The 16,219-nt window shown below is 72.8% G+C and carries 15 protein-coding genes; 10 read left to right on the forward strand and 5 right to left on the reverse strand.

The features are described from left to right. The first annotated feature begins 378 nt into the window (after window positions 1-378). Both ACFWVE_RS01510 and ACFWVE_RS01515 read left to right on the forward strand, forming a co-directional pair. Window positions 379-849, forward strand: coding sequence for a DUF5709 domain-containing protein (locus tag ACFWVE_RS01510; protein ID WP_384007150.1), 471 nt, complete (start codon window positions 379-381; stop codon window positions 847-849). 96 nt (window positions 850-945) lie between these two features. Continuing rightward, the gene (locus ACFWVE_RS01515; RefSeq protein ID WP_384007152.1) at window positions 946-1,200 is read left to right on the forward strand and encodes a type B 50S ribosomal protein L31; all 255 of its coding nucleotides are present in this window, start codon (window positions 946-948) and stop codon (window positions 1,198-1,200) included. Between the two features lie 51 nt (window positions 1,201-1,251). On the opposite strand, the gene ACFWVE_RS01520 is transcribed toward ACFWVE_RS01515, so the two are convergent. Further along, window positions 1,252-2,046: a metal-dependent hydrolase gene (locus tag ACFWVE_RS01520; RefSeq protein WP_384007154.1), complete on the reverse strand. Its 795-nt coding sequence runs from the start codon at window positions 2,044-2,046 to the stop codon at window positions 1,252-1,254. 145 nt (window positions 2,047-2,191) lie between these two features. Between ACFWVE_RS01520 and ACFWVE_RS01525 the strand changes: the two genes are divergently transcribed. Both ACFWVE_RS01525 and ACFWVE_RS01530 read left to right on the forward strand, forming a co-directional pair. Further along, complete coding sequence (locus tag ACFWVE_RS01525; protein WP_384007156.1) at window positions 2,192-4,705, forward strand: DEAD/DEAH box helicase; 2,514 nt, start codon at window positions 2,192-2,194, stop codon at window positions 4,703-4,705. A gap of 19 nt (window positions 4,706-4,724) precedes the next feature. After that, a complete protein-coding gene (locus ACFWVE_RS01530; protein WP_384007158.1) occupies window positions 4,725-5,591 on the forward strand; it encodes an acyl-CoA thioesterase in 867 nt (288 codons plus the stop codon). A 13-nt stretch (window positions 5,592-5,604) separates the two neighbouring features. On the opposite strand, the gene ACFWVE_RS01535 is transcribed toward ACFWVE_RS01530, so the two are convergent. After that, window positions 5,605-6,459 (reverse strand): DUF6397 family protein, encoded by an 855-nt coding sequence (locus ACFWVE_RS01535; protein WP_384007160.1) that lies wholly within the window; start codon window positions 6,457-6,459, stop codon window positions 5,605-5,607. 233 nt (window positions 6,460-6,692) lie between these two features. After that, window positions 6,693-7,106 (reverse strand): roadblock/LC7 domain-containing protein, encoded by a 414-nt coding sequence (locus ACFWVE_RS01540; protein ID WP_384007162.1) that lies wholly within the window; start codon window positions 7,104-7,106, stop codon window positions 6,693-6,695. Window positions 7,107-7,194: 88 nt separating this feature from the next. On the opposite strand from ACFWVE_RS01540, the gene ACFWVE_RS01545 reads away from it, so the two are divergent. The 4 genes from ACFWVE_RS01545 (at window position 7,195) to ACFWVE_RS01560 (ending at window position 10,634) form a co-directional block, all read left to right on the forward strand. After that, on the forward strand, window positions 7,195-7,623 hold the full coding sequence (locus ACFWVE_RS01545; RefSeq protein WP_384007164.1) for a PPOX class F420-dependent oxidoreductase: 429 nt from the start codon (window positions 7,195-7,197) through the stop codon (window positions 7,621-7,623). 141 nt (window positions 7,624-7,764) lie between these two features. Continuing rightward, a complete protein-coding gene (locus ACFWVE_RS01550; protein WP_384007166.1) occupies window positions 7,765-8,364 on the forward strand; it encodes a class I SAM-dependent methyltransferase in 600 nt (199 codons plus the stop codon). Between the two features lie 157 nt (window positions 8,365-8,521). Continuing rightward, entirely contained in the window at window positions 8,522-9,100 is a 579-nt protein-coding gene (locus ACFWVE_RS01555; RefSeq protein WP_384007168.1) for a hypothetical protein, read from the forward strand. A 148-nt stretch (window positions 9,101-9,248) separates the two neighbouring features. Then, a complete protein-coding gene (locus tag ACFWVE_RS01560) occupies window positions 9,249-10,634 on the forward strand; it encodes a tannase/feruloyl esterase family alpha/beta hydrolase (protein WP_384007170.1) in 1,386 nt (461 codons plus the stop codon). 45 nt (window positions 10,635-10,679) lie between these two features. Here ACFWVE_RS01560 and ACFWVE_RS01565 read toward each other — a convergent pair whose 3' ends face one another. Next, window positions 10,680-10,862, reverse strand: a complete 183-nt coding sequence (locus ACFWVE_RS01565; protein WP_266075280.1) for a hypothetical protein — start codon at window positions 10,860-10,862, stop codon at window positions 10,680-10,682. A 398-nt stretch (window positions 10,863-11,260) separates the two neighbouring features. Between ACFWVE_RS01565 and ACFWVE_RS01570 the strand changes: the two genes are divergently transcribed. Together ACFWVE_RS01570 and ACFWVE_RS01575 are read left to right on the forward strand one after the other, a co-directional pair. Continuing rightward, window positions 11,261-14,146 carry a DEAD/DEAH box helicase gene (locus tag ACFWVE_RS01570; RefSeq protein ID WP_384007336.1) on the forward strand — a complete coding sequence of 962 codons (2,886 nt, stop codon included), beginning with the start codon at window positions 11,261-11,263 and terminating at the stop codon, window positions 14,144-14,146. Further along, window positions 14,143-15,591: an SWF or SNF family helicase gene (locus ACFWVE_RS01575; protein WP_384007173.1), complete on the forward strand. Its 1,449-nt coding sequence runs from the start codon at window positions 14,143-14,145 to the stop codon at window positions 15,589-15,591. The genes ACFWVE_RS01570 and ACFWVE_RS01575 overlap by 4 nt, the downstream gene beginning before the upstream one ends. 54 nt (window positions 15,592-15,645) lie before the next feature. Here the strand turns inward: ACFWVE_RS01575 and ACFWVE_RS01580 are convergent, their stop codons facing one another. Continuing rightward, window positions 15,646-16,191: a hypothetical protein gene (locus ACFWVE_RS01580; protein ID WP_384007175.1), complete on the reverse strand. Its 546-nt coding sequence runs from the start codon at window positions 16,189-16,191 to the stop codon at window positions 15,646-15,648. Window positions 16,192-16,219: the final 28 nt, after the last annotated feature.

Consider the following 16,219-nt stretch of genomic DNA (forward strand, 5'->3'; position numbering starts at 1 on the left):
AAACTCGTCCTCGTCCCTGTCGACGTGCTGGCTTGGGTGGCCGGGACCAATGTTCTCAGCGGTGGTCCGTCCGCTCCCCCCGGGGGGGGGGGGAGGGTGTGGGGGGCCGCGCGCGGCCCACCGGTTCCCAGGCGCTGTGTGAGGCGGGCCCGGATGCGGATTCGCCGTGCGCACGGTCCGTCACCGGGCGCCGCCGGGTACGGGCCGTGCCGTTGCGCGGAGCCGAATCAGGGTGGAAGGGTGGAGTCAGGCACCGGCTCGGGGGACGCCCGGGGCTCCGGGGAACCGGGGTGCGGGTGATGCCAGTGCCCCGTGCGGGCGCCGGCCCGCAGCGGGCCACGGCGGGAACGGGCCCGTCCCCACCCCCTGGAGGTCCCCGTGAACAGAGCCGGCGGTTGGGGAGACGATGTCTACCAGCCCGATGGATCCGAGGTCCAGGACGACGCCGGACTGCTCGACGCCGAGGACACCCTCGAGAACGACGGCGTCGACGATCCCCTCGACCGGGGCTGGTCCCCTCCCGAACGGCCGTGGGCCGTGGAGCACCGCGGAGTGACGGCGTCGGAGCGCAGGGCGGGCGAGACCCTGGACCAGCGGCTCGCCGAGGAGCTGCCCGAGACCGTCGCCTTTGACGGTGACGGTCTCGGCGACAGCGAGAGCACCGACGGCGAGCTCCTGGACAACGAGGTCGGCGCCGCGCGCTCCGGTCGGCTCGTGGCTCCCGACGAGGGGGCGCACGAGGACGAGGAGACCGCCCTGGTCGCCACGGACGTCGGCATCGACGGGGCGGCGGCCTCGGCCGAGGAGGCCGCCATGCATGTCGTCGACGAGGACAACCTGCCCGGCTGACGCCACTGTTTCCCGGCCGTTTCGGCCGTCCGGGCCGGCGGGGCCGATCACCTCGCACGTGCCGCACGTATCGCCCACGTCGCACGAGGAGCATCCATGCAGCAGGACAAGCACCCCGACTACCACCCCGTGGTCTTCCGCGACCGGGCGGCCGGATACGCGTTCCTGACCCGTTCCACCGCGACCAGCGAGCAGACGATCGAGTGGGACGACGGCGAGACCTACCCGGTCGTGGAGGTGGAAATCTCCTCGGAGAGCCACCCCTTTTACACGGGAAAGGCACGGACCGTGGACACGGAAGGACGCGTGGCCCGCTTCGAACGCCGCTACGGCGGTGAAAGTTCCGACTGAGCCGGTGACGGCGCCGGCGGCCGAACGGGGCACGGCCTCTTCGTCCGCGCCTCAGATCACGTTGAGCGCGGCCGCGCAGCCCACGCCGCCGAGCAGCATGAACCCTGGCATCAGTACCTTGATCTCCACCCAGCTGCCCGCCCGGAACCGCATCGCCTTCGGCGGACCGAGGGGGTACCAGCGCTTGCGTCCCACCGGTATGGGCCACAGGATCGGGCAGCCTGAGATGGTCAGGGCATCACCGATGTCGTGCACCAGCGCGCCCAGGACGATCGGCAGCCCCAGCCACAGGTACTCCTGGCCCGGTGCCGTGAACAGCCATGCGGCGCCGTTGCCCGGCTCGTCCAGGATGTCCGCGAGGATCCAGGCGCTGGTCGCGGCGAGCAGCCACACCAGGACATCGCTGCTGGCGCCCCGGGTCGCCCGCCACAGCAGGCCCTCGATGGCCAGCACCATGTGGACGAAGAGGAGCGCCAGCACCGCCCACCGGCCGCCCGTGATCGCGAGGACGGACGCGCCCCCTCCGATCAGGGCCGCCCACAGCCAGGTGTGGGTGAGGGTGCGGTGGCCACCGGAGCGGCGCGGGTCGCCCGGTTTCCGGGTGGCCTTGTAGACGGAGTACGAGAGCTTGTCGACGATTTCGCACAGTCCCCGGGACACCGGCCCGAAGGCCCGCGAGATCGTCGCCGCCTTGTGGTCCAGATCCGGGGCGAGGGCGGCGCCGGCGCATATCAGTGCGCCGACCAGAAGCACCGGCCAGGGCATCGGCTTTCCCGCGGCGGCCATCGCCGCGCCCACCCCTAGCCATGCCGCGGCACCCGACAGTGAGTGTGCTGGTCCCATCATCCCCGTGGCCCGCCCCGTTCTTCCTGTGCCGCTGTCCAGTTGACCGGGTGCGCTGCCACCCCTTCGGCGACACAGCGTAGCGTTCGCGATCTTCGTAACCGAATCCGATTCCCGCGCGGGGCCCGGCGGCAGGCAAGATGGGGGCGTGACCCTCATCGATCAGCTGCCGCCGACCGCCGACCCCGACGCCCTGTACGAAGCCTTCGAGTCGTGGGCCGGGGAGCGCGGTCTCACGCTCTATCCCCACCAGGAGGAGGCGCTGATCGAGGTGGTCTCCGGGGCGAACGTGATCGTCTCGACACCCACCGGCTCCGGCAAGAGCATGATCGCGGCCGCCGCGCACTTCGCCGCGCTGGCGCGGGACGAGGTCACCTTCTACACGGCGCCGATCAAGGCGCTGGTGTCGGAGAAGTTCTTCGAACTGTGCAAGATCTTCGGCACGGAGAACGTCGGCATGCTGACCGGCGACGCGTCCGTGAACGCCGATGCCCCGGTCATCTGCTGCACCGCCGAGGTGCTGGCGTCGATCGCGCTGCGCGACGGCAGGAACGCCGATGTCGGCCAGGTCGTCATGGACGAGTTCCACTTCTACGCGGAGCAGGACCGGGGCTGGGCCTGGCAGATTCCGTTGCTGGAACTGCCGCAGGCGCAGTTCGTGCTGATGTCGGCGACGCTCGGTGACGTCTCCTTCTTCGAGAAGGACCTCGCCCGCCGCACCGGCCGCCCCACGTCGGTGGTCCGTTCGGCGACCCGGCCGGTTCCGCTGTCCTACGAGTACCGCTACACGCCGCTCACCGAGACGCTCACGGACCTGCTGGCGGCCCGGCAGGCACCGGTCTACATCGTGCACTTCACGCAGGCCCAGGCGGTGGAGCGGGCGCAGGCGCTGATGAGCATCAACATGTGCACCCGCGAGGAGAAGGAAAAGATCGCCGATCTGATCGGCGGCTTCCGCTTCACCACCAAGTTCGGCCGCAACCTGTCCCGTTACGTGCGGCACGGCATCGGTGTGCACCACGCCGGCATGCTGCCCAAGTACCGGCGGCTGGTGGAGAAGCTCGCCCAGGCCGGTCTGCTGAAGGTCATCTGCGGTACGGACACGCTGGGCGTGGGGGTCAACGTCCCGATCCGCACGGTGCTGTTCACCGCCCTGACCAAGTACGACGGGAACCGGGTACGCACGCTGCGGGCCCGCGAGTTCCACCAGATCGCGGGCCGGGCCGGACGGGCCGGCTTCGACACCGAGGGGTTCGTCGTCGCGCAGGCCCCCGAGCACGTCGTCGAGAACGAGAAGGCGCTGGCCAAGGCGGGCGACGACCCGAAGAAGCGCCGCAAGGTGGTCCGCAAGAAGGCACCGGAGGGGTTCGTCGCCTGGTCGGAGCAGACCTTCGAGAAGCTCATCGGTTCCGATCCCGAGCCGCTGACCTCGCGTTTCCGGGTGACGCACACGATGCTGCTGTCGGTGATCGCCCGGCCCGGCAACGCCTTCGAGGCGATGCGGCACCTCCTCGAGGACAACCACGAGCCGCGCAAGCAGCAGCTCCGGCACATCCGGCGGGCGATCGCCATCCACCGTTCGCTGCTGGACGGCGGCATCGTCGAGAAGCTGGACAGCCCGGACGCCGAGGGGCGGATCGTCCGGCTCACCGTGGATCTGCAGCAGGACTTCGCGCTGAACCAGCCGCTGTCCACCTTCGCGCTGGCCGCGTTCGAGCTGCTGGACCCCGAGTCGCCGTCCTACGCGCTCGACATGGTGTCCGTGGTGGAGTCCACGCTGGACGACCCGCGCCAGATCCTCGCCGCACAGCAGAACAAGGCGCGCGGCGAGGCGGTCGCCCTGATGAAGGCGGACGGCGTCGAGTACGAGGAGCGCATGGAGCGCCTTCAGGACATCACGTACCCGAAGCCGTTGGAGGAGCTGCTCTTCCATGCGTACGACACCTACCGCAAGAGCCACCCGTGGGTCGGTGACCATCCGCTGTCGCCGAAGTCCGTGGTGCGGGACATGTACGAACGGGCCATGTCCTTCACCGAGTTGGTGTCCCATTACGAACTGGCCCGGACCGAGGGCATTGTGCTGCGCTACCTGGCCAGCGCCTACAAGGCCCTGGAGCACACCGTCCCGGACGATCTGAAGTCGGAGGATCTCCAGGATCTGATCGCCTGGCTGGGCGAGATGGTGCGTCAGGTCGACTCGAGTCTGCTGGACGAGTGGGAGCAGCTGGCCAACCCCGCGGAGATGACCGCCGAGGAGGCCCAGGAGAAGGCCGACCAGGTCAAGCCGGTCACCGCCAACGCGCGTGCCTTCCGTGTCCTGGTCCGCAACGCCATGTTCCGCCGTGTCGAACTGGCCGCGCTGGACCAGGTGGACGCGCTGGGCGAGCTGGACGCCGAGGCCGGCTGGGACGCCGGCGCCTGGGGCGAGGCGATGGACAAGTACTGGGACGAGTACGAGGAGCTCGGCACCGGCCCCGACGCCCGCGGTCCCAAGCTGCTGCTGATCGACGAGGAGCCGGACAACGCACTGTGGCGGGTCCGGCAGATCTTCGACGACCCGAACGGCGACCACGACTGGGGGGTCAGCGCCCAGGTCGACCTCACCGCCTCCGACGCGGAGGGCCGTGCGGTCCTCCGGGTCACCGCTGTCGGCCAGCTGTGAACGCGGGAGCAATGTGCCCATGACGAACCCGACCGAGAGCCTCGTCGCCCTGCTCGACCTGGAGCAGATCGAGGTCAACATTTTCCGTGGCCGCAGCCCGCAGGAGTCCCTGCAGCGGGTCTTCGGCGGCCAGGTGGCCGGCCAGGCGCTCGTCGCCGCGGGCCGTACCACGGAGGGCGACCGCCCCGTGCACTCGCTGCACGCGTACTTCCTGCGCCCCGGCCGGCCCGGGGTTCCGATCGTGTACCAGGTCGAACGGGTGCGGGACGGCCGGTCGTTCACGACCCGCCGGGTCACCGCCGTGCAGCAGGGCCGCACGATCTTCACTCTCACCGCCTCCTTCCACAAGCCTGAACAGGGGAGTTTCGAGCACCAGCTGCCGCCGGCCCGCGAGGTCCCGGATCCGGAGTCGCTGCCGACGGTCACGGAGGAGATCCGCGAGCATCTGGGCGAGCTGCCGGAGCAGTTGGAGCGGATGGCCCGCCGTCAGCCCTTCGACATCCGCTACGCGGACCGGCTGCGCTGGGACCCGGACGACGTCAAGAACGCCGAACCGCGCAGCGCCGTGTGGATGCGCGCGATGGGCCCGCTCGGCGACGATCCGCTGGTGCACACCTGCGCCCTGACCTACGCCAGTGACATGACGCTGCTGGACGCCGTCCGGCTCCCGGTGGAACCCCTGTGGGGTCCGCGCGGCTTCGACATGGCGTCACTCGACCACGCGATGTGGTTCCACCGCCCGTTCCGCGCGGACGAGTGGTTCCTGTACGACCAGGAGTCACCGATCGCCGTGGGCGGGCGCGGTCTGGCCCGGGGGCGGATCTACGACCGCGAGGGGCGGATGCTGGTCTCCGTCGTCCAGGAGGGACTGTTCCGGGCGCTGTAGGTCACCGGGCGGATCACCCGGGCCGACGGGACAGCGGGTCGTCGGCCCGGCGGGGCGGCCGTCGTCGGGCGCCCGGTCCACGGTTTGCGCCGCGCCACCGGGCGGGCAGCGCACGGAACGCCCCGCGTGGGCGCTCCGGCCCCCGGGGCGTCGGCCCCGCCGGTGCGGGGCGGCGAGGCTCAAAAGCCGGGTGGGGCGCCGGCCGGTGTTCGCGGGCCTGTGCCGGCAGCCGTGCCAGGTCCGCCTGGAGACGGGCGATCTCGTCGGGGTCCTGAGCGGTCATGAGGGTATCCGTGAGAACGGCTGCGGGTGGGCCCGGGACGCCGTGGGAGGGCCGCTCGGGGCAGAACCGGCTCAGGTGGTAACGCTCGTAGGGGTCCCCGACCACCTCGGCGACGTGCGGCGGGTCGAGCAGGGACGCGAGGGCTCCGGCGCGTGACCGCGGGTCGGCGGCCCTTCGGAGCACAACGGCCAGACGGCGGGTGCGCCAGTTACGGGCCCGCAGGTCGAGGCCGGTGTCGAGCTGTCCCCTGAGATTGCCGGGCGTGCGGCCTCTCAGCAGCACGGTGTTCTTCTCGTCCGCCGTGAACTGTCTCAGCTCCTCGGCGAGATGGAACCAGACCACGGCACGGTAGCGGTCGAGGCAGAACCCCGTGGGGACCAGCAGTCCCAGCCGGGCCAGGTGCGTGAACCGGTCCTTCGTCACCCCCATGAGCAGCGCGCCCTCTGTGGTGCCCACGGTCCTGACGCTCTCGCGCAGGGACTCCGGGTGACCCGGACGGGCCTGCAGCCGTTGGAGTTCGCCACAGTCGACGCGGCGGCCGGCGCCCCGTTCGCCGGAGGTGACGTGGATCCGGCCGAGGTCCACGGCGAGGTCGAACTCGCTCGGCTCGAGCCGAGCTCCCGTGCCGCGCGGCCTGCCGTGACCCAGGAACCGACGGTCGTGACGTCGTGCGTGACGGTGTTTTTGGACATGCTCGTCTCCCCCGTGGAGTGCGTGCGGCCGGCGACGTGTACGCCGCCCGGAGAAAAACGTAGCCGATCCGTCACCCTTCGTGACGATCCTGTGGATAACTCCGCGGGGGTCGACGGACGTGCAGGTCAGCCGCCCGTGGGGTCCTCGGGCTCCGGTCGGCGGGCGTCCACGTCCAGATGTTCGCCGACCCGGTTGACCAGCAGGGTCATCTCGTACGCGATCCGGCCGATGTCGGCCTCGGCCCCGCTGAGCACGCACAGGCAGCTGCCGGTGCCGGCCGCGGTGACGAAGAGCACCGCGTCGTCGAACTCGATCATCGTCTGGCGCATCCCACCCGCGCCGAAATGCTGTCCGGAACCCTTGGCCAGGCTGTGCAGTCCGGACGACACGGCGGCTAAGTACTCCGCGTCCTCGTTTCGCAGGCCCGTGCTCGTCCCGGTCACCAGTCCGTCGTTGGACAGGACCAGCGCGTGCCGTACCTCCTCGACTCTCTGGGTCAGGTCGTCCAGCAGCCAGTCGAGTCCCCGGTTTTGCGTCATGTCGCGAATCTCCCCCTTGCTCTGCCCCGTACGGATTCCTCCGCCAGCCTTCCCCACCACCGGGCGCCGGACAAGGAGGATAGGAGCCATGGGACAGAGGATGACCGACGAGGGATGGCGGGAGTTCGTCTCGTACGGAACCCGGACCGCCAAGCTTTCCACCGTGCGCGCCGACGGCAGTCCGCACGTGGCGCCGGTCTGGTTCGTGCTCGACGGGGACGACATCGTGTTCAACACCGGCGAGGCGACGGTGAAGGGACGCAACCTGGCCCGTGACGGGCGGGTCGCCCTGTGCGTCGACGACGACCGGCCGCCGTTCGCCTTCGTGGTGCTGCGGGGCCGGGCGCGGATCTCCGAGGACGCCGGGGACCTGGTGCGCTGGGCCACACGGATCGCCGCGCGGTACATGGGCGAGGACCGTGCCGCGGAGTTCGGGGAGCGCAACGGCGTACCGGGCGAACTCCTCGTCCGTGTCGCCGTCGAGAAGGTCCTGGCGGAGAAGAACGTCGCGGACTGACCGCCGGACCGGTGGCCGGATCCGGTGGCTCGGCGGCGCGCGGTCGCGTACGGATGACGGGGGTACGGGGGTACGGGGGGCGGGGGCGAGCCGCCGCGGGGTGCTGGGGTCCGGGCCGCCAGGTGGGGGATCATGCCGGGCATGAGCGACGACCACACACACGTCCAGGAGTTCTTCACCGCGCGCGCCGCCGACTGGGAACGCCGCTTCCCCGACGACGGTCCCGTCTACGCGGCCGCGATCGCCGGGCTCGGGCTGCGCGAGGGTGACCGGGTCCTCGACGCGGGCTGCGGCACCGGGCGTGCCCTGCCCCCGCTGCGTGCGGCCGTGGGTCCCTCCGGGACGGTCCTCGGTGCGGATCTGACCCCGGCCATGCTGCGGGAGGCCGCGCGGGCGGGACGGGACCGTGACGGCACGCTGCTGCTCACCGACGTCGCCGCACTGCCGCTGCGTCCGGGGTCGCTCGACGCCGTGTTCGCGGCGGGTCTGATCGCGCACCTGCCCCACCCGGCCGTGAATCTCGGGGAGCTGGCTCGGGTGGTGCGTCCCGGTGGGGTGCTCGCGTTGTTCCACCCGGTCGGCAGGGCGGCGCTCGCTGCCCGCCAGGGCCGCACGATCACGCCGGACGACCTCCGCGCGGAACCCAACCTCCGTCCGCTGCTGGCCGGTTCGGGCTGGCGCATGACGTCGTACACCGACGAGGACACACGGTTCCTGGCGCTGGCCGTCCGGGAGGGCTGACCTCGTCGGCCGGGCGTCGCCGTGTGATCCACGCGGTGGCGGGTCGGCGATCGGGGGGGTGATTCGCCCCGGCCGGGGTGGAGAACCGCAGGACCAGGACCAGGTACGGGTCCGGGGTCGTGGCAAAGGGCTCGGGGTCGGATTGGGGTGCGCGCCGGTGGACGAAGCCGACGGGGAGGCTGCGACGGCCGGGACGGACGAGGAAGCCGTCGCCGCCGCGGACGACGCGCTCCATGTGCTGACGACGGCGGCGCTGCTGACGCCGGCGAAGTTCCCGAGCGTGCTCGGCGACGACTCCCCGGAGGCGTGCGCTGCGCTCGGCCTCCCCCCGCTCGCCGACGGGTACGGGCTGGTGCTCGGCCAGGACGGCGAGGGCGCCCCGGCCGACGGCCCGGACGGGCAGCGGGCCGGCCACAGCGGCATTCGGCGGGCTCCGGCGGAGGCACATGCCTACGTCTCCTCGCCGCCCCCGCTCGGTCGGATCCGCTCGTCCTTCGCACCGGGCGACGCCCGCACGCTGCGTGCCGGCGGACCCGGCTGGTCCCTGGTGGCCAGGACCGACGACATGGCGTTCGTCCTGCTCGACGACGAACCCGGTGAGGTCCTCCCGGTGGGCAGGGGGCCGGAACTGCCGGGTCTCCTGGAGGGCCTGGACAGGATCGCCGTACGGCCGCTCCGAACCGCGCCCGGTAAGGGCGCCTGTCTCCGCATGAAGTGTGCGCCTGTCTCGCCGTAATGGAGTGAACCTCCATGCGCAGGCGCCGTTCCATAGGGCGCCAACCCATCGATGACGGCAGGGTGGGGCCCACACCATGGGGCAGCTTCGCGCTCGACGCTCCATACCGTGCCCTCTTCCGCTCCCCGTCCTTCCCGGAGGCCGTCACATGCGCCTGTCCCTCGGCGTTCCGTTGCTCGCCGTCGCCCTCGCGGCGGCGGCCCTCACCGCTCCGACTCCGGCCGACGCGGCCGGGGACGACCACTGTGCGCGCCAGGAGCGGGTGCGGGTGCCGGGCGCGGCCCACCAGCGCACCGCCTGTCTGGCCGATCTGACCACCACGGGACTGGCCGGCACTCCGTACACCGACATGGCGGACCAGGCGGGGCTGGCCGCGGCCGCCACCCGGTCGCCGTCCTCAGTGCCCGGCGTTCAGGTCGACGGATACTTCCCGGACTCCTCCCGCTTCAACACGACGCACGGCTGGGCGCACGACGCGCAGTTCGTGATCCGGCTGCCCGACCGGTGGAACGGCGGACTGGTCGTCACGGGCGCACCCGGCACCCGCAAGCAGTACGCGACCGACAAGGCCATCTCCGACCAGGTACTGGCCCAGGGATACGCGTACGCCTCGACGGACAAGGGCAACAACGGGGTCGACTTCTACCGTGACGGGGTCCGGCCCGGTGACGCGGTGGCCGAGTGGAACACCCGGACCACGCAGCTCGCCCGGGCGGCCCGGCGCGCCGTGGCCCACCGCTACGGACACGCCCCGCGCCGGACGTACATGACCGGCATCTCCAACGGCGGCTATCTCACCCGCTGGCAGCTGGAGAACCACCCGGAGCTGTACGACGGCGGCGTGGACTGGGAGGGCGCGCTGTGGACCGCCGGCGGGACCGGTCTGTTCACCACCCTGCCGGTGACGGTGGCCCGGATGCACGGCACGGCACGGGACGAGGACCTGCACGCGGCGGGCTTCGCACCGGGCTCCGAGTTCCTGTGGCCGTACCACGAGAAGGCCTACTGGGGTGTCACGCAGAAGATCTACCGCGCCGAGTTCGACCCGGCCTACGATCCCGCTTGCCCGGGGCCCTCGGCCGGGACCACGGTGGAACGGATCCTTGCGCCGTGCGCGTCCGACGCCACGTACGACTACGCCTCGCGTCCCGCCTCCGTGCACCGCGCCGCGGCCCGGGTGGCACTGACCGGGCGTATCGGCCGGCCGCTGATCACACTGCACGGTGACCTGGACGCGCTGCTGCCGAAGGCCGCCCACTCCGATGTGTACGCCCGCATGATCGACACGAGGGGCCGGGGGCCGCTGCACCGCTACTACACGGTGCAGGGCGGCACCCACGTCGACGGGCTGTACGACGCCCATCCGGACCGGCTTCGGCCGATCCTGCCCTGCTACCGCTCGGCGTTCGACACTCTGACCGCATGGGTGGAGCGCGGCGTCAGGCCGCCCGCGGACCGGACGATCGGCAGGCCCGCCGACGGTGACGTGGTCAACTCCTGCGCCCTGGACGGTGCCGGGGCGGCGGCGCGGTAGCAGCGCCCGGCAGGGGCCCGGTCCTCCGGGCCGGGCCCCTGTGTCTCAGCGGCCCAGCTCCTTGCGCGAAACGCGGCGCAGCCTGCTCCGCTGCGAGGGGTCCAGGGCGAGGTACGCGGCGGCCGGGACTCCCAGGATGATCAGGAGCGCCGCCCACCAGGGCAGCCAGATGAGCAGGATGAGCCCGGCCGCCACACCTCCTGCGGCGATCTTGGCGTTCTTCGACATGGTGTCGCCTCCTTCGCGGCCACTGCCGCTCTCTGTCGTGAAAACGGCCCCGCGCTCCCGGCGGTTCCGACCGCGCCCCTGAGACGTCCCTGAGGTTCGCCCCCTAGGGTTTCCCTCGGAGGGCCGTCGTCGGCTCGCCGGAGCTCGGCTCGCCGACTGCTGGGGACGGAGCACGACCGTGTGTCCATGGTGTCCCAGTTCACATCCCAGGCATACCCGGCCGACTGCGTCCGTGCTGTAACCTCGGCGATTCCGCCTCCACTAGTCAAGTTTGATGAATCAAGGATTCCGTGATCGCCGCGCAGACGACTCCCGTGCCTCCCTCCCCCGCCCGGTACGCCGACCTGGCCCGCTGCTCCGCCGTGTTCGTACCCGGTGACCCCGCCCGCACCGGCCGCATGGCCTTCTGGCGGCCCGACGGGTCGGCTCCCCCTGCCGTGGACACGGCACAGGTCGAGGACCTGACCGTCGTCGTGCCCGGCGGCGAGGGCGTGGCGGCGGTGGGCGTCCGTGCGGTCGTGCTGCCGTTGCGTGCCGCCCTGCCCGTCCTCACGCGCGCACGGGCCGGCGGTGACGGGCACCCGGCCGCCGTGTTCTGGGGTGCCGCCGCCCTGCACGCGCTGCGTCTGGTGGCGCGCGGACTGCTGCTGCCGGGACTGTCCCCGGCCGGCCACGACGCCTGGCGCGCGGGTCCGCTGGACGCGGAGGACGTCGAGGCGGTGCGCCGGCTCGCCGCCGCGATGCCGCCCCAGGCGCACGCCCGGCCGCTGAACCGCCCCGGACCCCTGCGGCTGCCCGACCCCGAACGGCTGCTGCGCGCCTTCCTCGACGCGGTCGCCGACACCCTGCCCCGCTCCCCCGCCGCGTCCCTGGTGACCGGCTCCCCCGCCTTCGCCGTGCCCGAGCCCCGGCACCTGCCCGAACTGCGCGACTGGGCCGCCGACGTGGCCGCGGGCCACGACGCGGGCGTACGCCTGTCACTGCGCATCGAGGTGCACGGCCTCACCGACGCGCCGGAGACCTGGGACGCACCGCAGACGCCGGGCGCCACGGACCACGCCGCCCATCCCACCGACGACAGCATCGGCGCCACGTTCCGGGCCGTGCTCCAGGTGCACGCCGTAAGCGATCCCGCGCTCGTCGCGGACGCCACCGACGTGTGGGCCGGGGCCGCGGAAGACCGGCACGGCCCGGTCGGTTCGGCCGGCCCGGACGACGGCTTCGGGCCGCGGGCCCGGATGGACACGCTGCTCGCGCTGCGCCGGGCCGCCCGGGCCTGGGCCCCGCTCACGCCCCTGCTGTCGGCGGCGGTGCCCGACGCGGTCGAACTCGCCGACGAGGAGGTCACCGAACTCCTCGGCACGGCGGCGAGGGCCCTCGCCGCCGCGGGCGTCGACGTGCACTGGCCCAAGGAGCTGACCCGCGAACTGACCACCCGCGCGGAGATCGGTCCCGCCGACGGGGAGCGGCCACCCGGCCGGGCGGGCTTCAAGGGTGCCTCCCGGCAACCGTCCTCCCTGTCGGCCGACGCACTGCTCGCCTTCGACTGGTCGTTCGCCCTGGGGGACCGGACGCTCACCCGCGCGGAGCTGGACCGGCTCGCGGAGACCAAGCGTCCCGTCGTACGGCTGCGTGACCAGTGGGTACTGATCGACCCCCAGGAGGTGGTCCGCGCCCGCGCGCGCCAGGACCACGAGGTCACGCCCGTCGACGCGCTCGGGGCGGCCCTGACCGGCTCGGTGGAGGTGGACGGCCGCCGGTTCGAGGTGCGGCCCACCGGCTGGCTGGCGGTCCTGCGGGACCGGCTCGCGGACCCCGAGTCCCAGGAGCCCGTCCCGCAGCCCGCGGCCCTCGCCGCCACGCTGCGGGACTACCAGCGGCGCGGGCTGAACTGGCTGGCCCACATGACGTCCGTGGGCCTGGGCTGCTGTCTCGCCGACGACATGGGCCTCGGCAAGACGATCACCCTGATCGCCCTGCATCTGCACCGGCAGTCCGACCCCGCGTCCGCCGGGCCCACCCTCGTGGTCTGCCCGACCTCCCTGATGGGCAACTGGCAGCGGGAGATCGAACGGTTCGCGCCGGGCACTCGGGTGCGCCGCTTCCACAGTGCGCGCCGCTCGCTGGACGGTCTGGCCGACGGCGAGTTCGTGCTCACCACGTACGGCACCATGCGTCTGGACGCTCCCCGGCTCGCCGAGGTGTCCTGGGGGATGGTCGTCGCCGACGAGGCGCAGCACGTGAAGAACCCGTACGCGGCGACGGCCCGGCAGCTGCGGTCCATCGGCGCACGCGCGCGCGTGGCGCTCACCGGCACTCCGGTGGAGAACAATCTGTCGGAGCTGTGGGCCGTCCTCGACTGGACGACGCCCGGCCTGCTGGGCCGGCTCGGCACCTTCCGCCGGCAGTACGCGGACGCCGTGGAGGGCGGACAGGACCCTGCCGCGGCGGAGCGGCTGGCCCGGCTGGTACGGCCGTTCCTGCTGCGCCGCCGCAAGGCGGACCCGGGGATCGCGCCCGAGCTGCCGCCGAAGACGGAGACCGATCACGCGGTGTCCCTCACACAGGAGCAGACTGCGCTGTACGAGGCCGTGGTGCGTGAGGCCCTGGCCGAGATCTCCGGCGCCTCCGGCGTCCTTGGGCCCGACGGCATGGCGCGGCGGGGAATGATCGTGAAGCTGCTGACCGGGCTGAAGCAGATCTGCAACCACCCGGCGCAGTTCCTCAAGGAGGAGCGTCCGGTGATCGCGGGACGGTCCGGGAAGCTCGAACTGCTCGACGAACTCCTCGACACCGTGCTCGCCGAACAGGCCTGTGTGCTGGTCTTCACGCAGTACGTGCAGATGGCGCGGCTGCTGGAGCGGCACCTCGCCGGGCGGGGTGTGCCGTCGCAGTTCCTGCACGGCGGCACGCCGGTCGCCGAGCGCGAGGCGATGGTGCGGCGCTTCCAGGACGGCGAGGTCCCGGTCTTCCTGCTGTCGCTCAAGGCGGCGGGCACGGGGCTGAACCTCACCCGTGCCGAGCATGTCGTGCACTACGACCGCTGGTGGAACCCCGCGGTGGAGGCGCAGGCCACGGACCGCGCGTACCGGATCGGACAGACCCGCCCGGTGCAGGTGCACCGGCTGATCGCCGAGGGCACCATCGAGGACCGCATCGCCGAACTGCTGGTCCGCAAGAGCGAGCTGGCGGACGCGGTGCTCGGCTCCGGCGAGACGGCGCTCACGGAGCTGACGGACACGGAACTGGCGGACCTGGTGGCACTGCGGAGGGGACAGCGATGACCCGGTACGACGGTGACGGAGCCGGCGGGGAAGACACCGACGACTGGTACGAGCCGGAGGGGGCCCGGGGGGACGGGACCGGCCCGGACGAAACCGGCCGGAAGGGGGCCGACGGCGGGGCCGGCGCGGAGCGGACGTTCGCCGCGCTGCCTCCCGCGCGGGGGCGTGGTTTCGCGCAGACCTGGTGGGGCCGGGCCTGGCTGACGGCGCTGGAGGGCACGGCGCTGGACGCCCAGCAGCTCGCGGCGGGCCGGCGGCTCGCCCGCGCGGGAGCGGTCGGTGCCGTGTCCGTACGACCGGGGCGGATCACGGCCGTGGTGCAGGACCGTGACCGCACGGCGCACCGCGCGGACGTGCTGTTGCAGGAACTGTCCGACGAACAGTGGGACCGCTTCCTGGACATGGCCGTCGAGCGGGCCGGGCATGTGGCGGCGCTGCTCGACCGGGAGATGCCCCCGCATCTGGTGGAGGACGCGGAGCTGGCCGGGGTCGAACTGCTGCCGGGCCTGGGCGATCTGGAACCGGAGTGCGGCTGCGGGGCATGGGACCACTGCGGTCACACGGCGGCGCTCTGCTATCAGGTGGCCCGGCTGCTGGACCAGGACCCGTTCGTCCTGCTCCTGGTACGGGGGCGCGGTGAACGCGTCCTGCTGGACGCGCTCCAGGCGCGTGGCGGGCCGTCACCCGCGTCCGCCTCCGGGGAGCGGTCCCGGCCGGAGGGCGTGGACGCGGCCGAGGCGTTCGCGGCCGGGGGCATCCGGCCCGCGCTGCCCGGCGTTCCCCCGCTCCCCGCGGAGCCGGGGGTCCCGCCGTCGCTGGACACGGACGAGCCTCCCGCCGCCGGGATCGACCCGTCCGCTCTGGAGTTCCTCGCCTCGCGGACGGCCGCGCAGGCCCGCCGTCTGCTGGCGGAGGCGCTCCGGGACGGGCATGAGCGGCAGCCGGTGGCGCCGGAGCCGACGGTGGCGCGGGACGCGGTGCGGCTGGCCGCCGGTGAGCCCCCGCGTGCCGTGACGGACCGGCTCGCCGACGGTTCGGGCCGTGGCCGGGAAGGGCTGGCGGTGGCGGTACGGGCCTGGCGCCAGGGCGGGGCGGCGGCGCTGGCCGTGCTCGACGAGGAGTGGGCGGGGGACGCCGAGGTCTTCGCACGCGCGCGTGCCGCCCTGCAGTCGGCCTGGGCCGAGAGCGACGAGGCACAGCGGCCGGTGTTCCGGGTCCGCGCCAACCGCTGGACCCTCGACGGCGGTCTGATCCAGCTGCGCCTCGGACGCGACGGCCGCTGGTGGCCGTACCGCAAGGAGCGTGGCCGTTGGGTCCCGGCCGGAGCCGCCGCCCAGGACCCGGCGACGGCCCTGGCCACAGCGGACACTGAGGCTCCGGCGGTGCCGGGTACGGAGACCTGGGCGGGCGCGGGGACGGATGCGGGGCGGTTCTCCGGGCCGTAGTCCTCCCGGAGGGCCGTGCCGCCGGCCTCGTACGTCCTCGTGCTTCCGCTCGGTTCAGCGGTGCAGCGCGGCCTCTCCCAGGGACGGCGGGAGCGATTCGAGGCCGCTCGGCAGGTTGCTGGGTACGTTGCTCGGCAGTTCGGTGGGCAGATCCGGCAGCTCGGTCGGCAGCAGGCTCTCCAGACCGCTGGGCAGCTCGCTCGGGAGGTCCGAGGGCAGTTCGGTGGGGAAGCCGGACGGCAGCAGGCTCTCCAGGTCACTGGGGAGTTCGGACGGGATGCCCGGGGACGGCTCCGGCGAGCCGTCGGTGCTGCTCCCGGTGGGCTGGTCGTCCGGCGAGTCGTCGTCTCCCGACGCCATCAGCACGATCATGGTGACGGCCACCACGGCCACGACCGTCGCGAGCACGATGAGCAGGAGATTCCGGCGCCCGCCGGGGCCGCGCCCCGAGCCGCCCCCGTCGTCGGGCGGGCCCGTCGGCGGAGGGGGACCCTGTGGCGGCGGTGCGCCGCCGTACGAGGGAGGTCCGAAGCCGCCGCCCGGAGGCGGCGTGTCGCCCGGCGTGCCGGGCGGCTGGGGCGGTACCGGTGGCGTGGCCATACCGACCATGGTCGCCTCGGACGCCCCT

Origin of the sequence: Streptomyces sp. NPDC058632 (assembly GCF_042717095.1) — a bacterium.
In the GTDB taxonomy this organism is placed as follows: Bacteria; Actinomycetota; Actinomycetes; order Streptomycetales; family Streptomycetaceae; genus Streptomyces.